The organism is Salinibacterium sp. G-O1 (assembly GCF_030063305.1).
Classification (GTDB): domain Bacteria; phylum Actinomycetota; class Actinomycetes; order Actinomycetales; family Microbacteriaceae; genus Rhodoglobus.
This window is the reverse complement of record NZ_JASISV010000001.1, coordinates 1,123,316-1,148,629: the sequence shown is the minus strand read 5'-3', so window position 1 is coordinate 1,148,629 and position 25,314 is coordinate 1,123,316. Positions and strand designations below refer to the sequence as shown.

The 25,314-nt window shown below is 63.4% G+C and carries 28 protein-coding genes; 8 read left to right on the top strand and 20 right to left on the bottom strand.

Annotation, left to right across the window (positions count from 1 at the left end):
• Position 1: 1 nt before the first annotated feature.
• From QMG83_RS05630 to QMG83_RS05615, 4 genes are all read right to left on the bottom strand, one after another.
• Positions 2-1,432 carry a serine/threonine-protein kinase gene (locus tag QMG83_RS05630; RefSeq protein ID WP_283504349.1) on the bottom strand — a complete coding sequence of 477 codons (1,431 nt, stop codon included), beginning with the start codon at positions 1,430-1,432 and terminating at the stop codon, positions 2-4.
• A 122-nt stretch (positions 1,433-1,554) separates the two neighbouring features.
• Positions 1,555-2,394 carry a PP2C family protein-serine/threonine phosphatase gene (locus QMG83_RS05625; RefSeq protein ID WP_283504348.1) on the bottom strand — a complete coding sequence of 280 codons (840 nt, stop codon included), beginning with the start codon at positions 2,392-2,394 and terminating at the stop codon, positions 1,555-1,557.
• Between the two features lie 19 nt (positions 2,395-2,413).
• The gene (locus tag QMG83_RS05620) at positions 2,414-2,986 is read right to left on the bottom strand and encodes an FHA domain-containing protein (RefSeq protein WP_283504347.1); all 573 of its coding nucleotides are present in this window, start codon (positions 2,984-2,986) and stop codon (positions 2,414-2,416) included.
• 16 nt (positions 2,987-3,002) lie between these two features.
• Positions 3,003-4,439, bottom strand: a complete 1,437-nt coding sequence (locus tag QMG83_RS05615) for a gamma-aminobutyraldehyde dehydrogenase (RefSeq protein ID WP_283504346.1) — start codon at positions 4,437-4,439, stop codon at positions 3,003-3,005.
• 125 nt (positions 4,440-4,564) lie between these two features.
• Between QMG83_RS05615 and QMG83_RS05610 the strand changes: the two genes are divergently transcribed.
• The 5 genes from QMG83_RS05610 (at position 4,565) to QMG83_RS05590 (ending at position 9,591) form a co-directional block, all read left to right on the top strand.
• On the top strand, positions 4,565-5,047 hold the full coding sequence (locus QMG83_RS05610; RefSeq protein WP_283504345.1) for an Lrp/AsnC family transcriptional regulator: 483 nt from the start codon (positions 4,565-4,567) through the stop codon (positions 5,045-5,047).
• 5 nt (positions 5,048-5,052) lie between these two features.
• A complete protein-coding gene (locus tag QMG83_RS05605; protein WP_283504344.1) occupies positions 5,053-6,477 on the top strand; it encodes an aspartate aminotransferase family protein in 1,425 nt (474 codons plus the stop codon).
• A 13-nt stretch (positions 6,478-6,490) separates the two neighbouring features.
• A complete protein-coding gene (locus tag QMG83_RS05600) occupies positions 6,491-7,849 on the top strand; it encodes an NAD(P)/FAD-dependent oxidoreductase (protein WP_283504343.1) in 1,359 nt (452 codons plus the stop codon).
• Positions 7,850-7,947: 98 nt separating this feature from the next.
• Positions 7,948-8,505, top strand: coding sequence for a YceI family protein (locus QMG83_RS05595; protein ID WP_283504342.1), 558 nt, complete (start codon positions 7,948-7,950; stop codon positions 8,503-8,505).
• A gap of 36 nt (positions 8,506-8,541) precedes the next feature.
• The gene (locus QMG83_RS05590) at positions 8,542-9,591 is read left to right on the top strand and encodes a hypothetical protein (protein ID WP_283504341.1); all 1,050 of its coding nucleotides are present in this window, start codon (positions 8,542-8,544) and stop codon (positions 9,589-9,591) included.
• Positions 9,592-9,597: 6 nt separating this feature from the next.
• Here QMG83_RS05590 and QMG83_RS05585 read toward each other — a convergent pair whose 3' ends face one another.
• The gene (locus QMG83_RS05585; protein WP_283504340.1) at positions 9,598-10,545 is read right to left on the bottom strand and encodes an aldo/keto reductase; all 948 of its coding nucleotides are present in this window, start codon (positions 10,543-10,545) and stop codon (positions 9,598-9,600) included.
• A 94-nt stretch (positions 10,546-10,639) separates the two neighbouring features.
• Between QMG83_RS05585 and QMG83_RS05580 the strand changes: the two genes are divergently transcribed.
• Both QMG83_RS05580 and QMG83_RS05575 read left to right on the top strand, forming a co-directional pair.
• Complete coding sequence (locus QMG83_RS05580) at positions 10,640-11,137, top strand: methylated-DNA--[protein]-cysteine S-methyltransferase (RefSeq protein WP_283504339.1); 498 nt, start codon at positions 10,640-10,642, stop codon at positions 11,135-11,137.
• Positions 11,137-11,754 carry a DNA-3-methyladenine glycosylase I gene (locus tag QMG83_RS05575; RefSeq protein ID WP_283504338.1) on the top strand — a complete coding sequence of 206 codons (618 nt, stop codon included), beginning with the start codon at positions 11,137-11,139 and terminating at the stop codon, positions 11,752-11,754. Before QMG83_RS05580 ends, QMG83_RS05575 begins: the two co-directional genes overlap by 1 nt.
• A 21-nt stretch (positions 11,755-11,775) precedes the next feature.
• Here the strand turns inward: QMG83_RS05575 and QMG83_RS05570 are convergent, their stop codons facing one another.
• The 13 genes from QMG83_RS05570 to QMG83_RS05510 all read right to left on the bottom strand — a co-directional run bounded on the left by QMG83_RS05570 (position 11,776) and on the right by QMG83_RS05510 (position 22,436).
• A complete protein-coding gene (locus QMG83_RS05570) occupies positions 11,776-12,513 on the bottom strand; it encodes a YaaA family protein (protein WP_283504337.1) in 738 nt (245 codons plus the stop codon).
• Positions 12,514-13,020 carry a P-loop nucleotide/nucleoside kinase family protein gene (locus QMG83_RS05565; RefSeq protein WP_283504336.1) on the bottom strand — a complete coding sequence of 169 codons (507 nt, stop codon included), beginning with the start codon at positions 13,018-13,020 and terminating at the stop codon, positions 12,514-12,516.
• A 38-nt stretch (positions 13,021-13,058) separates the two neighbouring features.
• Positions 13,059-13,319, bottom strand: a complete 261-nt coding sequence (locus tag QMG83_RS05560) for a F0F1 ATP synthase subunit epsilon (protein ID WP_283504335.1) — start codon at positions 13,317-13,319, stop codon at positions 13,059-13,061.
• 2 nt (positions 13,320-13,321) lie between these two features.
• Entirely contained in the window at positions 13,322-14,800 is a 1,479-nt protein-coding gene (gene atpD / locus QMG83_RS05555) for a F0F1 ATP synthase subunit beta (protein WP_283504334.1), read from the bottom strand.
• 18 nt (positions 14,801-14,818) lie between these two features.
• Positions 14,819-15,718, bottom strand: a complete 900-nt coding sequence (locus QMG83_RS05550) for a F0F1 ATP synthase subunit gamma (RefSeq protein WP_283504333.1) — start codon at positions 15,716-15,718, stop codon at positions 14,819-14,821.
• A gap of 52 nt (positions 15,719-15,770) precedes the next feature.
• The gene (gene atpA, locus QMG83_RS05545) at positions 15,771-17,408 is read right to left on the bottom strand and encodes a F0F1 ATP synthase subunit alpha (RefSeq protein ID WP_283504332.1); all 1,638 of its coding nucleotides are present in this window, start codon (positions 17,406-17,408) and stop codon (positions 15,771-15,773) included.
• Between the two features lie 96 nt (positions 17,409-17,504).
• On the bottom strand, positions 17,505-18,299 hold the full coding sequence (locus QMG83_RS05540) for a F0F1 ATP synthase subunit delta (protein WP_283504331.1): 795 nt from the start codon (positions 18,297-18,299) through the stop codon (positions 17,505-17,507).
• On the bottom strand, positions 18,299-18,865 hold the full coding sequence (locus QMG83_RS05535; protein WP_283504330.1) for a F0F1 ATP synthase subunit B: 567 nt from the start codon (positions 18,863-18,865) through the stop codon (positions 18,299-18,301). Before QMG83_RS05535 ends, QMG83_RS05540 begins: the two co-directional genes overlap by 1 nt.
• A gap of 27 nt (positions 18,866-18,892) precedes the next feature.
• Positions 18,893-19,129, bottom strand: coding sequence for an ATP synthase F0 subunit C (atpE, locus tag QMG83_RS05530; RefSeq protein ID WP_283504329.1), 237 nt, complete (start codon positions 19,127-19,129; stop codon positions 18,893-18,895).
• A gap of 45 nt (positions 19,130-19,174) precedes the next feature.
• Positions 19,175-20,008, bottom strand: a complete 834-nt coding sequence (gene atpB / locus QMG83_RS05525; protein ID WP_502949006.1) for a F0F1 ATP synthase subunit A — start codon at positions 20,006-20,008, stop codon at positions 19,175-19,177.
• Between the two features lie 87 nt (positions 20,009-20,095).
• Positions 20,096-20,548 (bottom strand): Cg1360 family ATP-synthase-associated protein, encoded by a 453-nt coding sequence (locus tag QMG83_RS05520; protein WP_283504328.1) that lies wholly within the window; start codon positions 20,546-20,548, stop codon positions 20,096-20,098.
• Positions 20,545-21,783 (bottom strand): MraY family glycosyltransferase, encoded by a 1,239-nt coding sequence (locus tag QMG83_RS05515; protein WP_502949005.1) that lies wholly within the window; start codon positions 21,781-21,783, stop codon positions 20,545-20,547. Before QMG83_RS05515 ends, QMG83_RS05520 begins: the two co-directional genes overlap by 4 nt.
• A complete protein-coding gene (locus QMG83_RS05510; RefSeq protein ID WP_283504326.1) occupies positions 21,780-22,436 on the bottom strand; it encodes an L-threonylcarbamoyladenylate synthase in 657 nt (218 codons plus the stop codon). The genes QMG83_RS05515 and QMG83_RS05510 overlap by 4 nt, the downstream gene beginning before the upstream one ends.
• A gap of 121 nt (positions 22,437-22,557) precedes the next feature.
• Here QMG83_RS05510 and QMG83_RS05505 point away from each other — a divergent pair, with 121 nt between their 5' ends.
• On the top strand, positions 22,558-23,172 hold the full coding sequence (locus tag QMG83_RS05505) for an HAD-IA family hydrolase (protein WP_283504325.1): 615 nt from the start codon (positions 22,558-22,560) through the stop codon (positions 23,170-23,172).
• A 68-nt stretch (positions 23,173-23,240) separates the two neighbouring features.
• Here QMG83_RS05505 and QMG83_RS05500 read toward each other — a convergent pair whose 3' ends face one another.
• Both QMG83_RS05500 and prmC read right to left on the bottom strand, forming a co-directional pair.
• Positions 23,241-23,867 carry a hypothetical protein gene (locus QMG83_RS05500; RefSeq protein WP_283504324.1) on the bottom strand — a complete coding sequence of 209 codons (627 nt, stop codon included), beginning with the start codon at positions 23,865-23,867 and terminating at the stop codon, positions 23,241-23,243.
• Between the two features lie 586 nt (positions 23,868-24,453).
• A complete protein-coding gene (gene prmC, locus QMG83_RS05495; protein ID WP_283504323.1) occupies positions 24,454-25,311 on the bottom strand; it encodes a peptide chain release factor N(5)-glutamine methyltransferase in 858 nt (285 codons plus the stop codon).
• Positions 25,312-25,314 lie beyond the last annotated feature (3 nt).

The window sequence follows — 25,314 nt, the reverse complement described above, 5'->3', positions numbered from 1 at the left end:
ATCATGCTGGGATGTCTACACACTTCTCGCCGCTGGCCGGGCCATCCTTGCCTTCGCGATTGACGGTCACCGTAATGCAGACTCGCTCGCCTGGATCCGAGTCATAGGTGAATTCGGGGCTGCGTTGAATGCTCGACTGGCCGTCGGCTGTGACGATTCGATAGGAGTCAGCATCGTTGATGCCCGGATCCTGCCAGCTGAATGTCACGGTGCCGCCGACCACGGTCGCCTGGATATTCGAGACTGTCGGCACTGTGCTTTTCCCCGTCGCAGTGAAGAGCACGGCGAGAGCAATGATGAGCCCGAGCACGAGCACCGTCGCAGTGGCGACAGCAGCCCACATCAGCCCACGCGTCGGCCGTGGTCGACCGGCCGCACCGGTTCCCGTGACTCTCGGACTCGAGCGGGAATCGCGCGCCATGGTGTCGACGCCGGCATAGGGGGCACTGTCGTCAGTTCCCCGGCGTCGGCGCCTTCGCTCAGATATCGACGCTGCCGGCGATGCACCGCCACGGACCCTGGTGCGATCCTCCAGATCCGAGACGGTTGCGAGAGCCCACTCATCGATCACTGATTCGACTGCCGTTTGCGCCAGGCCCATCTCGGACTCAATCGCCTGCAGTTCATGCACCAGCTCGATGACCGAGCTCTGACGCGCTTCCGGCTTGCGTGACATGCCTCGAATGAGGGCGCGCTCGAGACTCGCTGGCACATCACCGCGGCCAATCGGTTGTGGCTTTGCGCGGTTGATTCGAGAGATGAGGTCTGTCGACTTGTTCGACCCGCCCGGGATTTCGAACGGTGAGCGGCCAGCAAGCAGCGAGTAGGTCGTTGCGGCGAACGCCCAGACCTCGGACTGGACGGTGCCAGCCGTCTCATCCATGAGCACCTCGGGGGCGGACCACGGAATCGACATTCCGACCGCCTCGAAGCTCTCAGACTCACCGAGGGTCGCTGCGATGCCAAAGTCAGACAACACTGGATTGCCATATGCCGTGGTGAGAATATTGGACGGCTTGATGTCGCGGTGCAGCACTCCGGCGCGGTTCGCGGTTTCGAGGGCACTGCCTATCTTCACCGCGATGCGCAACACCTCGGCTACTGGCAGTCGCTCGGTGCGGTATCGCTGGCTCAATGACGACGAGCACAGTTCCATGACAAGGTACGGTCTGCCGTCGGACGACACACTCGCCTGGTAGACGGTCAGAATCGAGGGGTGCGCGCTGAGCTGCGCCATCAGGTTCGCTTCGGCCTGGAACATCTGCCTGACCTGATCATTCACGATCTCGCTGAGCATCACCTTTACCGCAACCTGACGGCGCGGCATGTTCTGCTCATACAGGAATACGTCGGCGAAACCACCGGAACCCAGCACGTGAATATGTGAGAATCCGGGCAGGATGGGAGGCGAGGACGGCAATCTACGCGCCACGATCACCTCCTGGATTCGGGTCCGATGCCCAATTGTAGGCAGGTTCATACCCCAATAAGGCGCTACAACCCCCGAACGGGGGGCGCGTGGCGAACCCCCATTCCGAGTAGCGCCCGAAAGTGCTACAAGCGATGAGCGCGAGGTGCAGTGTCGTCGATGTCGACCTCATCGGGCGCCTCGAGAACGTCTACGACGACTGCCGTGACGTTGTCTCGACCGCCGGATGCAAGAGCCGCGTCGATGAGAGCCCCCGCGGTCTCATAGGGACTCAACCCTGCTCCCATGTGCATCCTGAGTCGCTCGTCGCTGACTTCCTTGGTCAGGCCGTCGGAACAAATCAGCAGCCGAAGCCCCCCACGCACTGGCACCATCCAGAAATCGGGGTATGGTCGCGCGCTGAAACCGACGGCCCGAGTGATGATGTTGCTGTCGGGGTGGCTCTCCGCTTCCTCCCTCGTGAGGGCGCCGGATTCGACCAGTTCCTGCACGACCGAATGGTCGGTGGTGACCTGGGCGAGATCGTTCGCCTCGAACCTATACACGCGGCTGTCGCCGATGTTGAATACGGCGAAGTAGAGGTGGTCATCCTGAACGGTCAGGACCGCTCCGGTCACGGTCGTTCCTACCCCGAGTTCGCTGTCTCCGGCGATCGTCGCGATGTCTTCGGTCGCCAGGTGGAGCGCTTCTTCGATGGATCGCGGCTCCAGCAAGCCTGCATCTTCGGTCTCTGCGACCTCGGCGAGCCTGTTGACGACGGCCGCACTGGCGAGGTCTCCGGCCGAATGACCGCCCATGCCGTCGGCAACCGCGAAGACGGGGAAACGCGCGACATAGCTGTCCTCGTTCACCTGGCGACGGTGGCCAACGTCGGTCGCAGACGCCCACGCGAGGCGCAGAGCACCCTCCGGCCGACCCGGTAAGGGCACGGCGAAGCCTTCATTATTCGGGCCGATTTCAGTCACGGCTGCCTTTCTGAGTTGATTAGCCGAGGCGCTGCATCGGAAGGATCTCGAGAATGTTCTTGTCCCCAATATCCACCAGCGCGCCCGGTGAGATGACCAGTGACTCACCCTGACGCAATTTTCGGGGAATGCTGCCCGGCTGCATGACCACAGATCCGTTGGTGGATCGCAGGTCGGTGACGACAACCGAAGAGCCGACCTGACGCACTTCAAGATGAGTCCCGGATACCTCGTTGCTCGGTGAGTCGACCCGAATCAGTGCGGGCGCCACGCCCGTGGCAATTCTCGGCGCCGACGGCTCCCTGCCCACTCTGGCGGGCCTGTCGAGCATGACCGGGCTGGACCACGCACCTATTTGGAAGCTGTAAAAGCCGGTGGGCCGGGGCAATTCGGCCTGAGCCAGGCCGATTGCCGCCTCGACATCCTCACGCGACACCACCGAGTGTGCCGGCTCTACAAGGTCGACCACTGCCCGGCTCGAGGTCATCACGGTGTCCGCCAACTCATCGAGGGCGTCATCAAACGGCACACCGACGTTGGTGGTCCTGCGGCGGGATGGCGTTGTGCTCGTGTCTTCGAGTTCCCCGGCCATGCGCCTACTTTATGGGCTAACCACCGATGTAGCTCATTACGTGCTTGATCCTCGTGTAGTCCTCGAAGCCGTAGCTTGAGAGATCCTTGCCGTAGCCGGAGTGCTTGAACCCTCCGTGGGGCATCTCTGCGACCAGCGGAATGTGGGTGTTGATCCAGACGCAACCGAAGTCGAGGTACTTGGCAAACCGCATCGCGCGTGAGTGATCGCGGGTCCACACGCTCGATGCCAGGCCGTACTGCACGTCGTTGGCCCACTGCAGGGCCTCCTTTTCGTCCGTGAACTTCTGCACGGTGATGACCGGGCCGAAAATCTCGTTCTGGATGGCGTCATCGCTCTGGTTGAGCCCTGAGACGATGGTCGCTTCGTAGAAGTAGCCGGTGGTGCCCTGGCGTGCGCCGCCGAGCTCGATCGTGGCATTGTCTGGCAGTGAGTCGACGATGCTCGAAACGCGCTCGAGCTGCTGTGCATTGTTGACAGGGCCGAACAGGATTCCCTCGGCATCCGGCGCACCGGTCTTCGCGTTCTCCCGCGCATACGCTGCGAGCGCTGCGACAAATTCGTCGTGAATGCCCGCCTGCACCAGCACTCGCGTGGCTGCAGTGCAATCCTGGCCGGCGTTGAAATATCCCGCAGTCGCTATGCCTTCGACGGCAGATTCGATGTCGGCGTCGTCGAAGACGATGACCGGGGCCTTGCCACCGAGCTCGAGGTGTACGCGCTTGAGGTCGTTCGCGGCCGCCTTGGCAACCTCCATGCCGGCACGCACCGAACCGGTGATCGACACCATCTGCGGAGCACGATGATCGATCATGAGACCGCCTGTCGTGCGGTCGCCGGTGATGACGTTGAACACGCCCTTGGGGAGGAACTCCGCTGCAATCTCGGCGAGAAGAAGAGTGGACGACGGCGTCGTATCGCTCGGCTTGAGCACCGTCGTGTTCCCGGCAGCCAGAGCAGGGGCGAACTTCCAGACGGCCATGTTGAGTGGGTAGTTCCACGGCGTGACCTGCCCGACGACCCCGATGGGCTCCCGCCTGATCGACGACGTGTGGTCTTTCATGTACTCGCCGGTCGCCATGCCGGAGAGATGACGCGCCTCACCCGCGAAGAACCGGATCTGATCGACCGAGAGCATGATCTCGTCTTCGACCAGGCTGCCCCGCGGCTTTCCGGTGTCTTTCGATTCGGCGTCAGCAAAATCTTCAGCGCGAGCCTCCATGGCGTCCGCGATGCGGAAAAGTGCGAGTTGGCGCTCGGCGGGCGTGGATTCCCCCCAGCCCTCAAACGCTGCTGAGGCCGCGCTGTACGCCGAGTCGACATCGGCTGCGCCAGACACCGGTGATGACGCGTACGTCTGCTCGGTCGCCGGGTCTATCACGTCGAAACTGGAGTCGGCCCTCGCCGATACATACTCGCCATTGATAAAATTTCGAATTTCGTGGATAGCCATGCATCTAACTTACCCAAGCGATTAGCGCAGTATCTAGACCGTTTCACTACCGATTTCGTTGATTTGGGCGGGAACTTGATTCGGAATCGCTTGTCAGGGCGTCCTTCCACTGGCAGAATCAATGCATGACTCCTTCACCGCGCCAGCCCGGATCCCGTCCGCTGCAGCTTGACGAGGTGTCGAAGGGCATCATCGAGCAATTGCAGGCAGACGGCCGACGCTCCTACGCCGAAATAGGCAAAGCCGTGGGGCTCAGCGAAGCCGCCGTGCGCCAACGCGTTCAGAAGCTCACCGATTCCGGCGTCATGCAGGTCGTCGCTGTCACCGACCCCATGCAACTGGGTTTCTACCGTCAGGCGATGATCGGCGTACGCGTGAGCGGCGACACGACAGTCGTGTCAGAGAGGCTGAGCGCCATGGCCGCCGTCGACTACGTCGTACTGACCGCGGGCAGTTTCGACATTCTCGCCGAGGTCGTGTGCGAGAACGACGACGACCTGATCGACCTGCTCAACAAGCAGATCCGCTCCATAGAGGGCGTGCAGTCCACCGAAACTTTCGTGTACCTCAAACTACAAAAACAGTTCTATAACTGGGGAACAAGGTAAACAGAATGACCATCGCAGACACCACCGCAACGCAAACCTGGAACGATGCCGACCTCCAGCAGAAGGCAAAAGACCACCTCTGGATGCACTTCTCCCGACAGTCGGTTCTGGAGGATGGCCACGGCGTACCCATCATCACCAAGGGTGAGGGCCACCACATCTGGGACTCCAAGGGCAAGAAGTACATCGATGGGCTGAGTGGGCTCTTCGTTGTCAACGCGGGTCACGGCCGCAAGCGCCTTGCCGAGGTCGCTGCGAAGCAGGCCGAAGAGCTCGCCTTCTTCCCGATCTGGTCGTACGCGCATCCGAATGCCATCGAGCTCGCCGACCGCCTCGCCGACTACGCACCAGGAGACCTGAACCGCGTGTTCTTCTCCACGGGTGGCGGCGAGGCGGTAGAAACCGCGTTCAAGCTCGCCAAGTATTACTGGAAGCTGCAGGGTCGACCGACCAAGCACAAGGTGATCTCGCGGGCAGTGGCCTATCACGGCACGCCGCAGGGCGCCCTGGCCATCACCGGAATCCCGGCGATGAAAGAGATGTTCGAACCCATCGTGCCCGGAGGCTTCCGCGTGCCGAACACCAACTTCTATCGTGCGGAAGAGATGGGCTTCGTTGCATCCGCCGCCGCCACCGACGTTGAAGCGGAATTCGGCGTGTGGGCGGCCAACCGCATCGAAGAGATGATCCTCTTCGAAGGGCCGGAGACGGTGGCCGCGGTGTTCCTCGAGCCTGTTCAGAACTCGGGCGGATGCTTCCCGCCCCCGCCCGGCTACTTCCAGCGTGTTCGCGAGATCTGTGACCAGTACGACGTACTGCTGGTCAGCGACGAGGTGATCTGCGCCTTCGGCCGCATCGGACACATGTTCGCGTGCGACGAGTACGGCTATGTGCCAGACATGATCACCTGCGCGAAGGGGATGACCAGCGGGTACTCCCCCATCGGCGCGACGATCATCTCCGACCGCATCTATGAGCCGTTCAAGCACGGCACCACGGCGTTTTACCACGGGTACACCTTCGGCGGTCATCCCGTCTCCTCCGCCGTGGCACTTGCCAACCTCGACATCTTCGAGGAGGAGAAGCTCAACGAGCACGTTCGCGAGAACTCGCCGATCTTCAGGAAGACCCTCGAGAAGCTGCTCGACCTGCCGATCGTGGGCAACGTGCGCGGTGCCGGTTACTTCTTCGGTATTGAGCTCGTCAAAGACAAGGCGACCAAGACGACCTTCGACGACGACGAGGCTGAGCGCCTGCTCCGCGGATTCCTGTCGAAGGCTCTCTACGACGCCGGCCTGTACTGCCGCGCCGACGACCGAGGCGACCCCGTCATCCAGTTGGCTCCACCACTCACGATTGGGCCGGCCGAGTTTGACGAGATCGAGGCCATCCTGCGCTCCGTGCTGACGGAGGCGTGGTCGCGGCTCTGAGTCGCGGTCTCGCGTGACCGACTATCGCGGACTGAGCTTCTGGCACGACACCGTGCCGGACGACCTGACCCCACGTCCACCGCTCGGTGGCGACGTTGACGTTGACGTTGCCATCGTGGGTGGTGGGCTGACCGGCCTGTGGACCGCCTGGTACCTGCTCGAACGAGACCCCTCCCTGTCGATTGCTGTGATCGAGAAGGACATCGTCGGGTTTGGTGCCTCTGGCCGAAACGGCGGCTGGTGCAGCGCGCTGTTCCCACGCTCCACCGCATCACTCGAGCGCGCTCACGGCCGGGATGCGGCCCTGGCGATGCGGCGGGCGATGATCGGCTCCGTGGACGAGGTTGGACGGGTCGCGGCATCCATTGGGCTGGATATCGACTTCGTGAGGGGCGGCACGGTGTCGTTTGCGCGGTCAAAGGTGCAGCTTGCTGCCGCCAGGGCCGAGGTGGCGGAGGCTCGCAGTTTCGGCGTGGACAGCATCGAATTGTGGGGACAGCAGAAGGTGAAGGCGGCGGGGGCGCTCGGCGCCACTTTCGACCCTGCCTGCGCCAGGCTGCATCCGGGCAAACTTGTGCGAGGGCTCGCCCGGGCGCTCGAAACTCGCGGAGTGAGAATCTATGAGAGCACCGAAGTGCTCGACTATGCCGCCCACACCGTCACCACGACCCACGGCACGGTGCGCTCGGACAAACTGGTTGTCGCGACCGAAGGCTACGGTGCCACCCTGCCGGCCACCCGTCGCAGCGTCCTGCCCCTGTACTCACTCATGATCGCCACCGAGCCGCTGCCGGATGCCACCTGGCGCGAGATCGGCATCGAGCACGGGCAGACCTTCACCGACTTCAGGCACCTTCTCGTCTACGGACAGCGCACGGCAGACAACCGTTTCGCCTTCGGTGGACGCGGAGCCAGGTACCACTGGGGCAGCGCAATCCGCCCCCAGTACGACCGTGCGCCCGCCGTCTTCGACCACCTGCGCCGGACGCTCGGTGAAATGTTCCCCGTCATCGGCGACGTGCCGGTCACTCATCGCTGGGGTGGCCCACTCGGGGTCGCGAGGGACTGGCACGCGACTGCCAGCTACGACGCGGCGCGGGGTGTCGCCTGGGCAGGTGGTTACGTCGGTGACGGCCTGAGCACCACGAACCTCGCCGGACGCACTCTGGCCGACCTGATGACCGCGACGGAATCTGCTCTCACGAAGCTTCCGTGGGTCAACCATCGGTCGCCGTCGTGGGAGCCCGAACCCCTGCGGTTCCTGGGCGCCAACGCCGGCCTGCTCGCCATGACCGTGGCCGACGCCGAGGAGCGCGTGACGGGCCGGGCATCAGTCGCCGCAAAGCTGATGGGTCCGCTGACGGGACACTGATGCGGCACTGAGGGGCTGTCGTTGCAGCATCCCAAAAAAAATATGACACGTCATGGATTTTGGGAATTATCTCGAGATATATGCGCTTGCATGAAGTTATGACTACTTCAACTGACATTCACCCCGGTTACATCGCGGGAACCTGGAAGCTCGATCCGACCCACTCCGAGATCTCCTTCTCGGTGAAGCACCTCATGATCAGCAAGGTGCGCGGCTCGTTCAAGACCTTCGACGCGACCATCGTGACCGCTGAGAACCCCGCAGACACCACGATCGACGCAACCGTCGAAATCGCTTCTGTCGACACCAACCAGAAAGACCGCGACGCCCACCTGCGCACGAGCGACTTCTTCCTGGCAGACGAGTTCCCGACCATGACCTTCACCTCGACGTCAATCGAGACCTCCGGCGACGAATTCACCATCACCGGCGATCTCACCCTTCGCGGTGTCACGAAGTCAGAGGTTTTGAAGGGCGAATTCGGGGGAATCGTCACCGACGGCTACGGCCAGACGAAGGCCGGCGCGACCGCGTCGACCGTGATCAACCGCCACGACTACGGCGTCAGCTGGAATGCCGCCACGGAGGCGGGCGGCCTCACCCTCGGCGACAATGTCACAATCGGCCTTGAATTGCAGGTAGTGCTGCAGCCGTAGTCCTCATTCGGCAACGCTCGGGATAGAGTCTCTGCCGTGACATTCATCGAGCCCGCCCCCCTGCCTGAGCAGCTGGTGCGGGCTCGACCCGGTTTCGGACGAATCATCGCGGCCGCGCTTGGCGCAATTCTGGTCATCGCGCTCGGTGCGGCCGGGGTCTGGGTGCTGACTCACCAGCAGCGGGTGAGCGACCAATTCACTGTCTGGCAATTCGAACCGACGGCGACCCTCGCCGCATATGCCGATCGCGTGACGATGACGGACGAGGGACGGTTCCTGTTTTATGCGAGCCGCCCCTCCATCGAATCGACATCATCATTCGACCGGCACTGTGCGAGCCACCTGGAGGACGTCGGCATCCTCGGATGCTACGTACACGGCGACCGAAAGATCTTCCTGTTCGATGTGACGGACGACCGACTCGACGGAATCGAGGAGGTTGTCGCCGCCCACGAGATGCTGCACGCTGCCTGGGACCGGATGTCGGATGCCGACCGGGAGGTAATCACCCCGCTGCTCGAAGCCGAAGCTACCAAGCGAGCCGACAACGCAGCATTTGCGACGACCATGGAGTACTACGCCACGGCAGAGCCGGGCGAACGAGTGAACGAGTTGCATTCCATCGTCGGCACGGAGTTCTCTGACATCAGCCCCGAGCTCGAGAAGTATTACGCGACGTTCTTTTCCCACCGCGAAGCCGTCGTGCAACTGCACATCACCTCTGACGCCGTCTTCACCGAACGTCAGGCCGCGATCGCTGACATCCTCGACCAGATCACCGCGCTGAAGACAAGCATCGACGGCGACTACACGTCGTACAACACCGGCTATGACACGCTCAATTCCGACATCACCACCTTCAACACGCTGGCCGATGAGGGCGGGCATTTCACCCAAAAACAGTTCGACGCCGAACGGGATGCGCTGGTGACGCGACAGGCGGAGCTCGACGCTCTCTACACGTCCATCGCCGACAGGGTCACCCAGTACGACGACCTCGTCGCGCAACTCGACGCTCTCAACGCCGAGGTCACCGAGCTCAACGAGAGCATCAACATTCAGCCACGCTCAAACGGCGACTTGTAGCGTCGGTCAGGCGAAAATTGCAGAAATCTCTGCGACCTGTGCCGCTGAGGGCACCCACGCCGTCGCAGCTGACGCGTTCTGCCTGAGCTGCTCGGGCCGGGTTGTCCCAGCAATCACGCTCGATAGACCCGGCTGCGCCAGCAGCCATCCAAAGGTCGCTTCGAGCATCGAGATCCCGGTCGCCACGCAGAATGCGTCGTACGCCTCGAGGGCATCCCATGGCGCGTTATCGGCTATGTGCGGACGCTGGCGCATGATCCGCGAATCGGCAGGCCGCTCGGTGCGGGTGAACTTGCCGGTGAGCAAACCGTTCTGAAGCGGAAAGTACGGCAGGAGGCCGAGGTCATGGCGATTGATGGCCGGCAGCACGTCATCCTCGATGCCCCTGGCCAGGAGACTGTATTCGTTCTGCGCTGAAACGAACCTGCCACCGGCGCTGGCCGCGGCATCGATCTGGTTCGCCGTGAAGTTCGAATGACCGTAGTGGATGACCCTGCCTTCGTCCACGAGTTCGTCGAGAGCGGCGATGGTCTCCTCGATCGGCGTATGCGGGTCTGGCGTGTGCATCTGGTAAAGATCCACCCGATCCGTCTGAAGGCGCCTGAGCGAGCCGTCAAGCGCCTCCCGGATGTAGGCACGCGACCCCTTCCGCTCCCCCGGCGCGATTCCCATGTCAAAGCTGTCGTGACCGAACTTCGTGGCGAGGAACACGCTGTCGCGTTTGCCCTTGAGCGCCACACCCATGAGCGTCTCACTCACACCCGGCGCTCCGCCGTACATGTCCGCCGTATCGAGCAGGGTCACCCCCAGTTCGACCGCCTCGGAGATGAGGGCATCGGTGCCCTTCTGGCCCTCGGTGGCAGTGCCTGTCCGGCCAAAGTTGTTGCAGCCCAACCCGATGGTCGAGACCTGGGGGCCGTTGAGACCCAGTGCGCGAAATTCGATAGCAGCCATCCTCCTATCCTCCACCGTCCCCAGCATCAGCGGTTCCACACCGATGTCTGAAATGCGCCAGAAGGGCACAGGATGTCACAGCTACAGTCGTGTCATGACCACAGCAGCTCCCGCATTTATTCGCCGCACCGATTCTCCACTCGGCCGGATCGAGCTTCAGAGCGACGGGACGTCGATCACGTCGCTCGCCATCGAGAATGAAGGTTCGCTGCCGTGTGACGACCTCCCCGAGAAGACAGCTCCCGTGCTGGACACCGCCGTTAGCCAGCTGGCCGAATACTTCTCGGGCACGCGCACCGATTTCGATGTGCCCGTGGCGGTCGCCGGCACGGAATTCCAGAAGACGATCTGGGCGGAGCTTGCCCGGCTCCCCTTCGGCGCCGTCGTCTCGTACGGCTTCCTCGGCAGCGCCACTGGCCGGGCTGGTGCCGGCAGGGCGGTCGGTGGTGCGGTCGGCGCCAATCCCGTCCCCATCATCGTGCCGTGCCACCGGGTGCTCGCGGCGAACGGCCGCATCACCGGTTTCAGCGCTGGCGAGGGAATCGCCACCAAAGCATGGCTGCTCGATCATGAAGGCATCGCGCACCGCTGATGGCCGATACCCAGCAGGATGCAGACCGGGAGACGACTCACAGCGTGCTCACCGGCGCTGACGGGGTATCCCGTTGCCGCTGGGTCGGCTCCGACCCCGAGTACCAGCGCTATCACGATGAGGAGTGGGGTCACCAGCTTCACGGCGACCAGGCTCTCTTCGAGAAGTTGAGCCTCGAAGCGTTCCAGGCCGGCCTTTCGTGGATCACGATCCTGCGGCGGCGACCCGGCTTCCGCGCTGCCTTCGACGGCTTCGATCCCCAACTCGTTGCCAGCTACGGCGATGAGGACATCGAGCGCCTCATGGGCGATGAACGGATCATCCGAAACCGGGCGAAAGTGCTCGCCACCATCGGCAACGCACGGCTCGCCCACGAACTCAGCACAGCCGCTCCCGGCGCGTTGGACGAGCTGATGTGGAGTTTCGCGCCGCCAGCACGCGAAGCCAGGCCCACCTCGATGGCGGAGATCCCGGCGATCACCCCGGAATCGACAGCGATGAGCACCGAGCTGCAGCGGCGCGGGTTCAAGTTTGTTGGGCCCACGACGATGTATGCGCTCATGCAGTCGTCGGGAATGGTCGACGACCACGTCACGGGCTGCTGGCGCGCCGCCTAGCCGGTCACACGACCGGTTCGGTCACACTACGAGGTCGAGGCCGGTCTCGGTGGGGTCGAGCCGGATCTGCCGGGTCGCGGCCCACTCCAGCAGCGAGTCGAGATCGGGATGAACGACACCGGCCTCGACGACGGCACGAGCGAACCGCCCCTTGCCCGCCTTGTTGAAGTGACTGAGCGCCACGCGGCGGCCGCGGGCATCCTCCGAGACGACACGAATCGGCACGGCTGACGACGGTGTGGGCCCGAGGGCGATGTAGGAATCGGAGCGCAGGTCGAGAACGAGCCCGTCTTCGGCAGCAAGCACAGCCGTGACCGCCTCGCGCCAATGCCGGCGCAGCGACAGTCCCGGCAGACGGGAATCATGCGACAGCCGGTACGCCGGGATCGGATCGCTGCCGCGCACAAGACCCAGCAACGCAGAGTGGATGACCAGGTGTTCGCCCGCAAACGCCCGCGCCGGCTCGCTCAGGGATGCAACGTCAAGGGCGTCGTACAACACCCCGGTGTAGCGCTCCACGGCCGGCATGACCGGCGAGGTGGCGACGGCGCGGTTGCGGTCGATCTCGAACCGCTGGGTGGGGCCGAGCGACAGCGCGGTCATGGATCCGCCGACGGAGCGCGACAGTCGGCGAAGCCCGGCGACGACGGGAACCCGCTGGGAAGTCAGTGCCGCGAAACTGAGCGCGCCGAGGTCGAGCGCCGTGGAATCCAGCCCACCATCACGCTTGGTCTCAGATGGTGGGAGAAGAAGCAGCACCTACGACTCGAGGAACGCCAAGGCGCGCTCGAGGTTGCCAGCGAACGGCAGCGTGGAGTCGAGGGTGATGCGTGCGACTCCTGCGCTCGACCCGGACCACTCGGCATAATCCTCGAGGCTTTGCTCGACGGCGTGCCAGGTCAATTGCTGGTGTGGCACCTGGCGTTCGCGATTTTCGATTCGCTCGCGGTGCACCTCGGGGTCGGTGCAGACCACCTCGATGAACCTGAGTTGTTCGTTGCGCCGAAGCGCGAGGTTGATCCACTGCTCACGCGCGGGATTGACCGCGTTCACCGCGTCGATGATGACGCTGCGGCCGGCTGCGAGAGTGGTATCCGCGTGCATTTCAGCAACGAGGTACGCGGCCAGTCCGGTCGGCTGATCGATATCGATCCCCGCCTTCAGGATCGCCTCCTCGATCGGGTCGACCGAGATCACAGGCAACTGAAGGCGCGCGCCCAACACCTGCGCCATGGTGGACTTCCCGGAACCGGGAAGTCCAGCCATCGCGATCAGCATGATGAGCGCCCTGAGGTCATCGCAGGCTAGACCAGGCCGGCGTTTCGCGCGACGACGGTCACGGTGTTGTTCTCGACCGAAAGGAAGCCATCGTCCGCCTGGGCGGTGATGACGTTGCCATCGAGAGTCGTTACACGTACCTCACCCAGGGCAAGGATCGCCAGCACAGGCTCGTGGCCTGGCAGGATTCCGATCTCGCCCTCGGTGGTGCGCGCGATGATCTGCTTCGCCTTGCCCGACCACACCTCGTGGTCGGCCGCGACAACGCTGACCGCGAGTTCGGCCATTATTAGCCGTTCTCTTTCTGGATCTTCGCCCACTGCTCTTCGACATCGCTGATGCCACCGACGTTGAAGAACGCCTGCTCTGCAACGTGGTCGAATTCGCCCTTGACGATCGCGTCGAACGACTCGATGGTGTCTTTCAGCGGCACAGTCGAGCCCTCAACACCGGTGAACTTCTTCGCCATGTAGGTGTTCTGCGAGAGGAACTGCTGGATGCGGCGCGCACGTGACACTGTGATGCGGTCTTCCTCAGAGAGCTCGTCAACACCGAGGATCGCGATGATCTCCTGGAGTTCCTTGTTCTTCTGCAGAATCGCCTTCACGCTGGTCGCAACGCGGTAGTGGTCGGCACCCAGGTAGCGGGGGTCGAGGATGCGGCTGGTGGACGTGAGCGGGTCGACGGCCGGGTACAGACCCTTCGACGCGATTTCACGGCTGAGCTCAGTAGTTGCATCCAGGTGGGCGAATGTGGTTGCCGGAGCCGGGTCGGTGTAGTCATCGGCAGGCACGTAGATGGCCTGAAGTGACGTGATCGAGCGACCTCGGGTCGAGGTGATGCGCTCCTGGAGCACACCCATCTCGTCGGCGAGGTTCGGCTGGTAACCCACGGCGGACGGCATGCGGCCCAGAAGGGTCGACACCTCGGAACCTGCCTGCGTGAAACGGAAGATGTTGTCGATGAAGAGCAGCACATCCTGGTTCTGCACATCGCGGAAGTACTCCGCCATGGTCAGCGCTGACAGGGCGACGCGAAGTCGCGTTCCCGGCGGCTCATCCATCTGGCCGAAGACAAGCGCGGTCTTCTCGAAGACGCCAGCTTCGTCCATCTCGGCGATGAGGTCGTTGCCCTCACGGGTGCGCTCGCCAACACCGGCAAATACCGACACTCCACCGTGATCCTGCGCAACACGCTGGATCATCTCCTGGATGAGGACGGTCTTTCCAACACCGGCACCACCGAAGAGGCCGATCTTTCCACCGAGAACGTACGGCGTCAGAAGGTCGATGACCTTGATGCCGGTCTCGAAGAGCTCGGTCTTCGACTCGAGCTGGTCGAAGGGCGGTGGCTTGCGGTGGATCGGCCAGCGCTCGGTGATCTCGAACTTCTCGCCACCGATCGTGCCGTCGGCGTCGGCGTTCAGAACCTCGCCGATGACATTGAAGACCTTGCCCTTGGTGACGTCACCAACGGGAACCGTGATCGGCTCACCGGTGTCGCGCACCTCCTGGCCGCGGACGAGTCCGTCGGTCGGGTTCAGGGCGATGGCACGGACCAGGTCGTCACCGAGGTGCTGAGCAACCTCGAGGGTGATGACGTTGGAGTCGTCCCCGACCGTGATCGTGGTCTTCAGGGCGTTGTAGATGCCGGGAATCGAATCGTGCGGAAACTCGATGTCGACGACCGGACCGGTGACCCGGGCGATACGACCGACGCCGGCCGGCTTCGGAGCGTCTGACGTGGTGTCAGGAGCTGTAATAGTCATAGCTTCTCTTTTCTCTCACTACTTGGCCGAGCTCAGGGCGTCTGCGCCGCCCACGATCTCGGAAATCTGCTGCGTGATCTCGGACTGGCGAGCGTTGTTCGCCAGCCGGGTGAAGTCTTTGATGAGCTTGTCTGCGTTGTCGCTGGCCGACTTCATGGCCTTCTGACGAGCTGCGTGCTCCGACGCGGCCGACTGCAGCATCGCGTTGAAGATGCGGCTCTCGATGTACACCGGAAGCAGCGCATCCAGCACATCGTCGACCTCGGGTTCGAACTCGTAGAGCGGCAACGACTCGGTGGTCTCAGCACTCTCGACGCCCTCGACAACCTCGAGCGGCAGGAGGCGAACAACTTCGGGAACCTGCGTGACCATGCTGACGAAACGGTTGAACAGGATGTGGATCTCGTCCACTCCCCCCTCCTCCGTCGGCTGCACGAACTTGGCCACCAGGGCCTCGCCGATCTCCTGTGCAGTCTCGAACACGGGCTGGTCAGTTCCACCGATCCACTGCGCTTCTGATGCACGCTTGCGGAAGGCGAAGTTGGCGACGGCCTTACGACCGACCAGGTAGAAGATGACCTCTTTACCTTCGCCCTCGAGGCGAGTGCGAAGCTCGCCCATCTCGCGGATGATCTGCGAGCTGAACGCGCCGGCAAGACCACGATCGGAGGTGAACAACACCACAGCTGCACGCGTGGGGTTCTCCGCCTCGGTCGTGAGCAGGTGGTCGACGTTCGAGAAGGTGGCGACGGCCGACACAGCCCGCGTGACGGCGCGAGAGTACGGCCCGGATGCTGCTACCCGCTGCTGCGCTTTCTGAATGCGCGAAGCGGAGATGAGCTCCATGGCCCGAGTGATCTTCTTGGTCGTCTGGGCAGACTTGATCTTCTGCCGGTAGACCCGAAGTTGCGCTCCCATGTGGTGTGTCCCTGGTTTCGTGTGTAAAAGGTGGAGTGGTTATCGCCGGGTGTTAGCGCTTGCCCTTGACGATCTTTTCCTGGTTGATGTCTTCGTCGGGCATCTCGGCGAACTGCTCTGAACCCGGGCCAGACAGCGACTTGCCGTCACCCGTCTGGAATCCAAGCTTGAACTCGTCAACGGCGTCACCGAGCGCGGCTACGGTGGCGTCATCGAGCACGTTGGTCTCGCGAAGCGTGTCGAGAACCTTCGTGTGGCGTGCGAGGTGGTCGTGCAGTTCAGTCTCGAAACGCAGCACGTCCTCCACCGGCACCTCATCGAGCTTGCCGTTGGTGCCTGCCCAGATCGAGACAACCTGCTTCTCAACGGGCATCGGCGAGTACTGCGGCTGGCGCAGAAGTTCGGTCAGACGGGCGCCGCGAGCGAGCTGGCGGCGGCTCGTGGCATCCAGGTCAGAGGCGAACATCGCGAAGGCTTCGAGCGAGCGGTACTGCGCGAGCTCGAGCTTGAGCGTTCCCGATACCTTCTTGATCGACTTGACCTGAGCATCGCCACCAACACGCGAAACCGAGATACCCACGTCAACAGCGGGGCGCTGGTTGGCGTTGAACAGGTCGGACTGCAGGAAGATCTGGCCGTCGGTGATCGAGATCACGTTGGTCGGGATGTACGCGGAAACGTCGTTGGCCTTGGTCTCAATGATCGGAAGACCGGTCATCGAACCAGCGCCCAGCTCGTCGGAGAGCTTGGCACAACGCTCCAGCAGACGGGAGTGCAGGTAGAACACGTCACCGGGGTACGCCTCGCGTCCCGGCGGGCGACGCAGCAGCAGTGAAACAGCGCGGTAGGCCTCTGCCTGCTTTGACAGGTCATCGAAGATGATCAGAACGTGCTTGCCGTCGTACATCCACTGCTGGCCGATGGCCGAGCCGGTGTACGGCGCGAGGTACTTGAAACCGGCGGGGTCTGAGGCGGGCGCCGCGACGATGGTCGTGTACTCCATGGCTCCAGCGTCTTCGAGCGCGCCCTTAACAGCCGCGATCGTCGAACCCTTCTGCCCGATGGCGACGTAGATGCAGCGAACCTGCTTCTTCGCGTCGCCTGATTCCCAGTTCGCCTTCTGGTTGATGATCGTGTCGATCGCGATGGCCGTCTTGCCGGTCTGGCGGTCGCCGATGATCAGCTGGCGCTGGCCACGGCCGATCGGGATCATGGCGTCGATTGCCTTGATGCCGGTCTGCATGGGCTCGTGCACGCTCTTGCGCTGCATGACGCCAGGCGCCTGGAGCTCCAGGGCACGACGGGTGTCTGAGGCGATCTCGCCGAGACCGTCGATCGGGGCACCGAGCGGGTCGACGACGCGACCGAGGAAGGCGTCTCCTACCGGAACAGACAGCACCTCTCCGGTGCGGCTGACCTCCATGCCCTCCACGATGCCGGTGAACTCACCGAGCACAACGACACCGATCTCGTCTTCATCGAGGTTCTGCGCGAGGCCAAGCGTGCCGTCAGCGAAGGTGATGAGTTCGTTGGCCATGACGCCGGGGAGACCCTCGACGTGCGCGATGCCGTCTGCCGCGTCGATGACGTGACCGATCTCCGTCTTGGACGCCTTGCCGGGCTCGTACGCCTTGACGAAGTCCTTGAGTGCGTCACGGATCTCGTCCGGGCTGATCGTGAGTTCTGCCATTGTGTCTTCCTGTTCAGTGGAAAAGTTTGATTCTTGTGTCAGCTCGTGTGGTGCTGCTGACACGAATTTGTTGAAACCTTGTGGTGCGCCCCGAAACTAGGAGGCGAGTTTGAGCCTGAGTTCGTTGATGCGGGTCGAGACGCTGCCGTCCATGACGTTGTCGCCGACCTGCACGCGAATACCGCCCACGATGGACGGATCGACGACGAGGTTGACCTCGAGATCGCGTCCGTAGCTCTTCGAGAGTCCAGCACGAAGCCGGTCGACCTGAGCAGCACTGATCGGCGATGCTGAGGTGATCGTGGCGACTGCCAGTCCTGCCTCATCAGCGACGATGGATGCTGCGGTGCGAACGAGGCCGCCGATGCGACGGCCGCGGGGCTGTTGCACAAGCTGGTCGAGGATCGCGAGCGACTGGTCGCTCGACTTGCCCTTGAGCAGGGCGCTGACCAGCGCCGACTTGGCCGCGTTGGTGCCGAGCTTGCTTCCGACCGCCAGCTCGAGCTCGGGGTCGGACGAGACGGCCGCGCCGAAGGCGAAAAGTTCGCTCTCGATCGAGAGGCCCTTCGGTGCAGAACGAGCGACAGCACGAATGCCGATCTCCTCGATGCCAGCGAGAAGCTGATCCTGAGTGGACCAGCGCGAAGCGACGATCCCAGAGAGCAACCCACGCGCTGGTGCGCCGAGCGAGGAGAAGAGACTGTCGACAACAGCCGCTTTCTCGGATGCGGCAACCGCTGGGTCGGCGAGCATCGAACGCAGCTGCGCGGAATCCCCGATGACACGGCCAGCGCTGAAGAGCTGCTGCCCTGCCGCGAGGGCGTCAGTGTTACTGAGCGCACCGAGCGCTGTGCGGGCTTCCGCCAGCGCCACCCTGGTTGCCGATCCCATTACTTACCCGCCTTGGCCTTGTCGTCAGTTTCGAGCTCAGCAAGGAACTGGTCGACGAGGGTCGATGCTCGCTTGTCGTCGCTGAGGCTCTGGCCGATAACACCGGACGCGAGGTCGATCGCGAGCGATCCAACCTCTGCACGCAGCGAGATAAGAGCACCCTGGCGCTCAGCCTCGATGGTCGCCTGGGCGTTGGTGGTGATGCGGGCTGCCTCAACGGCGGCCTGCTCCTTGAGCTCGGTGAGGATCTTCGTACCGTCGGCGCGAGCCTGGTCACGGATCTTCGCGGCCTCGGCACGACCCTCGGCGAGCTGGTCCTTGTACTGCGCGAGCGCAGCGGCAGCCTCTGCCTGAGCGATCTCGGCCTTCTTGATCCCGCCCTCGATCGCCTCGGAGCGAGCATCGAGCGTCTTCTTGACTGCAGGAAGGAACTTCTTCCAGAAGACGAACAGGATGATCGCGAAACAGACGGCCGACCAGATGATGTCGTACGGCTCGGGCAGGAGCGGGTTCGGCGTTGCTTCCGCTTCCACTTCCGCTGCTGCAGCCAGGATTGCGCTAAGCATTCCTGCCTCCTCTTTGACTGGTGATTATTACGGGAACGGGATGAACGCGACGGCGATCGCGACGAACGCGAGAGCCTCGGTGAACGCAATGCCGAGGAACATGAGGCCGGTCAGGCGGCCCTGCAGCTCAGGCTGGCGAGCAACCGACTCGACGGTCTTTCCGACGACGATACCCACGCCGATGGCGGGGCCGATGGTCGCGATGCCAAAGGCGATCGGAGCGATGTGGCCGGTGAGCTCGGCGACGTTCGTGATGGGGTCCACGTGTGTTTCCTTCCAGGGTGGCGAACTGGCGAGTGCCAGGTTCGTTTAGTGATCTTCAGCCAGCGCGAGCTGGATGTAGGCGGCGGTGAGAAAAGCGAAGACATATGCCTGAAGCACGGCAACGAGAATCTCAAAGATGGTGAAGATGAAGCCGAACGCAAGCGTTCCGACGCCGAACAGGGCGTAGAGCCCGCCGGCGCTGAAGAAGAAGAACTGGGTTGCCGAGAAGCAGAGCACCAGAAGCATGTGCCCGGCGATCATGTTCATCAGAAGTCGAAGGGCAAGCGTGACCGGGCGCAGGATGAACGTCGAGAGGAATTCGATCGGCGTCACGATGATGTACAAGCCGACGGGCACACCAGACGGGAACAGCGCTGTCTTGAAGAAGCCGGCTCCCGACTTCTTCACACCGGCATAGATGAAGGTGACATACGCGACCAGGGCGAGCACCAGCGGCAACCCGATAACGGACGTTCCGGTGAGGTTGATGCCGGGAATGATGCCGGTGATATTCATCCCGAGAACGGTGATGAAGATCGCTGTGATAACCGGGAGGAAGCGGGCGCCGTCTTTCTTACCGAGGTTTCCCTCGACAATGTTGGACTGCACGAAGCCGAGGATGAACTCGAGGATCGACTGGCCGCGGCCCGGGATCATCTTCATCCGCCTGGTGCCGAGCCAGAAGACCAGCACGATCAGCGCAACAACGAGGAAGCGAATCAGGATGACGCGGTTTATCTCGAACGGCGTTCCTTCGAAGAAGAGCACCGGAGGAAAGAAATCCTCGAGGGTAGGCCCGTGGAAACCACTGTCGCCCGATCCGTCATCGGGGGCGAGGGCAAGAAGGTTGAGAGCGTGGTGTAGCAGCGCTGGCTCCAGAATCGGGGCGTGCGAACACGCGGCGATGAAAGGTGGGGGGCGATCTCTAAGACTCTACCAACAGTTCGACACTGTGTAGAACCCGAACTACTCTTTGGCGGCGTTATTTGCCCCATCGGGCAGGACTTCATCGCCCACATAGGGCACTCTGGCGCCCACAAACGCCACAACATCCACCACCAGGCTGCCGATAACCGCAACGAGAATCGAGAAGAACATGATCAGCGGTTCGATGAACGGCTGATCACGCAGGATCACGAGGATCGCGATAAACACGACGAACTTCAGTAGCCACACCCCGAGAACGATCCCGAAGAAAAGAGTGCTCGAGGGCTCGTTGTGGGTGACTTTCGCCGCCAGAACGATGCTCAGCGCCGTGAATCCCATGAACAGCGCGGTGAGGCCAGCTCCCACGAGGGCGCTAATGAGACCCGAGCTGCCGGCCACGAGATATCCGATCACCGAACCGACGACCGCAATGATCGCGGTCAGGATCGCTCCGTAGACGATGGCCCTGGCAAGGATTGTCGCTGTCTTCATGCGTGCGGTTCTCTCGGTTCGTGGTGTGAGGCTGCAGTTGTCAGGATCTCTTCGTCGGCCGCAGCATCGAGACCGTCGTAGCGAGCGTCAGCAACGCCATCACTCGCTCCAGCCGACTGGGAGCGGGCCTCGAGGGCCTTCCTCTTGCTCAGCGGCGTCAGCGTCACAAAGGTGCAGATGATCAGGCCGACGACGATGAAAAGGGTTGCGGCGTACCACGGCACGAATCGGTAGGCGAGGCATCCCACCGAGACGACCAGGGTCCACGCGTAGAAGATCAGCACGGCGTGCAGGTGGGAATGTCCCATGTCGAGCAGTCGGTGATGGAGGTGCTTGCGATCAGCGGAGAACGGAGACTTGCCAGCGCGCAGACGGCGGACGACGGCGAGTCCGAAGTCGAGCAGCGGAATCACCAGCACGGCGAACGGCAACACGATCGGGATGAACGCGGGAAGCAGCGACGCCGTGAAGCTGTCCGGCTGGGCGGCAATACTCGGGTCGATCTGTCCGGTGACCGAGATGGCAGACGCAGCCATCAGGAGACCCACAAGCAGCGCCCCGGCATCCCCCATGAACAGTTTCGCCGGGTGGAAGTTCAGCGGCAGGAACCCGATGCACGCGCCGATCAGCACGGCGGTCAAAAGGGAAGCGAGGTTGAAGTACTCGGTCTGCGCACTCGACTGGAGCACGTAGGTGTACACAAAAAACACAGAGTTGGCGATCAACGCGACGCCGGCAACGAGACCATCGAGGCCGTCGATGAAATTGATGGCATTCATGACCAACACCACCGCGAAGACGGTGAGAGTCAGCGAGACGTACGGGGACACGATCGTCTGGCCGCCGATGGGAAGGGTGAAGATCTGCACGCCCTGCCACGCGAGCAGCCCCGCCGCGACGAACTGCCCTGCCAGCTTCGTGACCCAGTCAAGATCCCAGATGTCATCCGCAACACCGATCAGCACGATGATCGATGCTGCACCGAGGATGCCGAGCACCTTCCCCGGCTCGGTGAACACGATGCGGAAACTGTCTAGCTGGGATGCGACAGCGAACGCCACCAGCATGCCCAGGAACATCGCCACCCCGCCGAGACGTGGGGTCGGCCGCGTGTGCACGTCGCGGTCACGGATCTGCGGATACAGACGGTACTTCGTGCTCAGCTTCCAGATCACCACGGCAAGACCGAACGTCACGACCGCCGAGACCCCCGTCACCAGGATGTAGAAGACTATTCGCATCGATCCGCCCCCACCACGGCGCGGATGTGGTACTGCGAGATGGCGCCCTCGCGCACGATGCGCAGTTTGCCGTCGGGCAGCAGCAGCGGCGTGGCATCCACGATCGTCGAAGGCACGGTGCCGCCCTCGCCGTCGTCGAGGTAGACGCTGACAGAATCGCCGAGCATCCCCTCAGCGCCAGCCGCAGTGACGGCAGCAGGCTCGCCGGTGAGGTTCGCGCTCGACACGGCAAGCGGCCCGGTCTCCGACAACAGTTCGAGTGCGATGCGGTTCGACGGCATGCGCAGCGCGACGGTGCCCCGCGTCTCCCCCAGGTCCCACACCAGCGACGACTGCGCGGGCAGGATGATCGTCAGCGCACCCGGCCAGAACTTCGCCATCAGGGTGCGTGCCTCGTCCGGAACGCTTTCGGCCAGAGCATCGAGGGTCGGGATGCCCGGAATCAGCACGGGTGGGGGCGACTGCCGCGTGCGGCCCTTCGCATCGATGAGCTTCTGCACGGCGGCCGGGTTGAACGCATCGGCGGCAAGGCCGTAGACGGTGTCGGTCGGTATCACCACCAGATCTCCGCGACCGATAGCAAGACGAGCCAGGCGCATGCCGGTGAGCAGCTCGGCTTCAACCGAGCAATCGTAAATGGGGGCCATGTCGCGTCTATGCTACCCGTGCGCGTCACGAAGCCCCTGAGACGCGGCCGCATCAAGCCGTGGAAGACTGAAACCCCGTGGACACCTACTTCTTTGACCAGCGCTTCGCGGGAGGCACCGAATGAGCCTCCTGTTCATCTTCGACATGGATGACGTGCTGTACGACTACGACTGGCGCGTCCGCATGGATGGACTGACCGAGCTCACGGGCATCCCCCTCGGTGAGCTGCGAGAGCTGTGGTGGCACGACGACGGCGAGTGGGCGGGAGAGGCCGGAGTTTTCGAGACTCCGGATGCCTACCTCAGCGCGTTCACCGCGGCGATCGGTGTCGACGTGGATGAAGACGAGTGGGTGCGCGTGCGCGGGTCTGCGATGGCCGTGCGGCCCGAAGCGATCGCGGCGGTTCGCCGGGCATCCCAGCTCGGAAGAATCACGCTGCTGACCAACAACAACGCGCTCACCGCCAAACACATCCGCACCCTCGCGCCCGAGCTGATCGACGTTTTCGGCGAGCACATGCTGACCTCGAGTCACTACGGTGCGCGCAAACCGAATCCCCTCGTGTTCGAGCGGGTGCTCGCGGCATACGACACCTCTCCCCGCGACGCGTTCTTCGCCGACGACATGCACGAGAACGTGGCAGGAGCCCGCTCGATCGGGATCACGTCGTATCACTACGGCAGTGCGGCCGGGATGCTCGACGCGATCGAGACGTTCGCGGCGGCTCGCCGCTAGCCCGTCGGCGCTAGCCCTCGGTTGCCACAAGCCGCCCCTCCCGCGTCGAACCGCGGCAAATGTGGGGTCTACCTTCGCGCGGGAGCAATATGCCGCGGTTCGCGCAGCCCTGGACGCCATCCGCGCGCCACCAGCCTGCGCCAGAGCCGTCCGATAAAAGGATTGGGGTCGCCGAACACGTCATCCGCGTGAGACCGAAGCGCGAACCATTCGCCGTCGGCGTACCGCTCGACGCGGGTGATGTCGCTTCGAAATTTTCCGCGGGATGCTCTGTGCCCATCCCCTTCGTACTCCACGAGTGTCCGGAACTCAGGCCACACCTCGTCTGCCATCGCGATGTCAACGCCATGCAGATCGGCGACAGTCACGTTGAGCCTCGGTTCCGGAATCCCCGCCCTCACCAGTTGCAGGCGCTGTAGCGACTCGGGTCGGGAAAGCGATCCGACTCGCACATTATCTATCGCCCTCAACATCGCCCGAGCACCTCGACGGCCCCGCCATGCGAGGGTTTGCACCCTCAATTCCTGCATCGTGCATACAGGGTCGGCACCGGCGACAAGGGCGTCGGCCATCGCCACGAGATCGTCCTCATCCAGCGATTGTGCCAACTGCGCCCACACGACGGCGGGAGCGAGAACAGGGAGCTCGAAGAGGTCGTGATTCTGATGGTCGCGGTGCACGAAGGGCCGAGTCATCCACAACGGAGGAAAGTTCGTGACCTGCCACACCCCGACCCTCTGGCGCGCGACCACCCACCGGTCTTGTCACGTGCACGACGGAAGTGGCTGCATACGCCGGAAGGGGAAGACCGTAGAGCGCGGCTGCAGTGGCATGGCTGAATGCCCCGCCGTGCACCATTCGCAGCAGGTATGCGCGGCAGTTCCAGGCGAGCGTCTTTGGGCTCCCCACCTCCCGATGAACGTCGTGGAACGGATGCTCGATATCGCGCGAGCGCAGTCGACCCGGCGATAGCGCAGCTGCGATGCTCTGTGATCGCGTGAATGGTACTCCCCGAAACTCGTCGGGGATCGTGGGGCGGCGGGTCACATTTCACCCTGTCAGCCTTGGCAGGATGGACCGCCGCACGGTCGCGTGTTGGTGGCATCCGCCTGGCAACGGTGCCTGTGGAGGGGAGGATGAGCCACGGGCGCGGCAGCAGGACGCTCGCGAACCGCGCCAAATGGTCGACTCTGGCGCGCACACTCGACATTTGCCGCGGTTCGCAGCGGCGCGCGGGGCAGCGGCGCGCAGCGCGGGCAGCGGCGCGCGGGCGAGCGCCGGCTAGCGCAGGGCAGTCGTGGCGCGATCGCGACCGAGGAGGTCGCGGTGGTGAGCGACGGCGGTCCATCCGTCGTCCCTGAGCAGCGCGGCTATCTGCGCGGCCTGCAACTCGCCGTGCTCGAGGATGAGCGTGCCACCCCGGTGCAGCAGTCGCAGTGCCGTCGCCGAGACCTGGCGCACGACATCCAGCCCGTCTTCCCCGCCGTAGAGGGCGATCTCGGGGTCGAACAGCCGCACCTCGGGATCACGCGGAATCGCACCGAGCGGGATGTACGGGGGATTGGAGATCACCACATCGACCCTGCCATCGAGGCTGGGCAGTGCATGCGCGAGGTCGATGAACACGGCGGTGGCATTCGGTGCGCCCACATCGCGGAAGTTCTGCCGCGTCCAGACGAAGGCGCGAGGCGAGACCTCGACGCCGTACACGCGAGCGTGACCGACCTCGGTCGCCATGGCCAGCGCGATCGCACCGCTGCCCGTGCCGAGATCGACGCCGACGGGTTCGGGTGATGCCGTGGCGCGCAACGCGTCGATCGCGAACTGCGCCACGAACTCCGTCTCGGGTCGCGGCACGAAAACTCCGGGGCCGACGGCGAGATCGAGCTGACGGAACGCGGCTCGACCGGTGATGTGCTGAAGCGGCTCGCGGGCGGCCCTGCGCTCCACGAGCTGCTCGATCGCGGCGCAGGCGTCGCCGGGCACGGTCGTTCCCGTGACGGCTCTCGCCTGCACTCCCCCGCGGCTGAGCCCCAGCACGTGTCCGATGAGAAGCTCTGCGTCGACCGACGGGTTGCTGATTCCGGCGCTTGAGAGCGTGCCGATTGCGCGCTCAAGCAGTTCTGTGATCGTAATCATGGT

Excerpts from the sequence above, each read along its gene's own strand:
- QMG83_RS05575 (WP_283504338.1), top strand. The coding sequence starts at position 11,137 with ATGGCCGATACCCAGCAGGATGCAGACCGGGAGACGACTCACAGCGTG.
- QMG83_RS05615 (WP_283504346.1), bottom strand. The coding sequence starts at position 4,439 with ATGGCTATCCACGAAATTCGAAATTTTATCAATGGCGAGTATGTATCG.
- QMG83_RS05580 (WP_283504339.1), top strand. The coding sequence starts at position 10,640 with ATGACCACAGCAGCTCCCGCATTTATTCGCCGCACCGATTCTCCACTC.
- QMG83_RS05595 (WP_283504342.1), top strand. The coding sequence starts at position 7,948 with ATGACTACTTCAACTGACATTCACCCCGGTTACATCGCGGGAACCTGG.
- QMG83_RS05585 (WP_283504340.1), bottom strand. The coding sequence starts at position 10,545 with ATGGCTGCTATCGAATTTCGCGCACTGGGTCTCAACGGCCCCCAGGTC.
- QMG83_RS05520 (WP_283504328.1), bottom strand. The coding sequence starts at position 20,548 with ATGAAGACAGCGACAATCCTTGCCAGGGCCATCGTCTACGGAGCGATC.
- QMG83_RS05540 (WP_283504331.1), bottom strand. The coding sequence starts at position 18,299 with ATGGGATCGGCAACCAGGGTGGCGCTGGCGGAAGCCCGCACAGCGCTC.
- prmC (WP_283504323.1), bottom strand. The coding sequence starts at position 25,311 with ATGATTACGATCACAGAACTGCTTGAGCGCGCAATCGGCACGCTCTCA.
- QMG83_RS05510 (WP_283504326.1), bottom strand. The coding sequence starts at position 22,436 with ATGGCCCCCATTTACGATTGCTCGGTTGAAGCCGAGCTGCTCACCGGC.
- atpD (WP_283504334.1), bottom strand. The coding sequence starts at position 14,800 with ATGACTATTACAGCTCCTGACACCACGTCAGACGCTCCGAAGCCGGCC.
- QMG83_RS05535 (WP_283504330.1), bottom strand. The coding sequence starts at position 18,865 with ATGCTTAGCGCAATCCTGGCTGCAGCAGCGGAAGTGGAAGCGGAAGCA.
- QMG83_RS05550 (WP_283504333.1), bottom strand. The coding sequence starts at position 15,718 with ATGGGAGCGCAACTTCGGGTCTACCGGCAGAAGATCAAGTCTGCCCAG.
- atpA (WP_283504332.1), bottom strand. The coding sequence starts at position 17,408 with ATGGCAGAACTCACGATCAGCCCGGACGAGATCCGTGACGCACTCAAG.
- QMG83_RS05605 (WP_283504344.1), top strand. The coding sequence starts at position 5,053 with ATGACCATCGCAGACACCACCGCAACGCAAACCTGGAACGATGCCGAC.
- QMG83_RS05505 (WP_283504325.1), top strand. The coding sequence starts at position 22,558 with ATGAGCCTCCTGTTCATCTTCGACATGGATGACGTGCTGTACGACTAC.
- QMG83_RS05620 (WP_283504347.1), bottom strand. The coding sequence starts at position 2,986 with ATGGCCGGGGAACTCGAAGACACGAGCACAACGCCATCCCGCCGCAGG.
- QMG83_RS05565 (WP_283504336.1), bottom strand. The coding sequence starts at position 13,020 with ATGGCTGGACTTCCCGGTTCCGGGAAGTCCACCATGGCGCAGGTGTTG.
- QMG83_RS05610 (WP_283504345.1), top strand. The coding sequence starts at position 4,565 with ATGACTCCTTCACCGCGCCAGCCCGGATCCCGTCCGCTGCAGCTTGAC.
- QMG83_RS05500 (WP_283504324.1), bottom strand. The coding sequence starts at position 23,867 with ATGACTCGGCCCTTCGTGCACCGCGACCATCAGAATCACGACCTCTTC.
- QMG83_RS05560 (WP_283504335.1), bottom strand. The coding sequence starts at position 13,319 with ATGGCCGAACTCGCGGTCAGCGTTGTCGCGGCCGACCACGAGGTGTGG.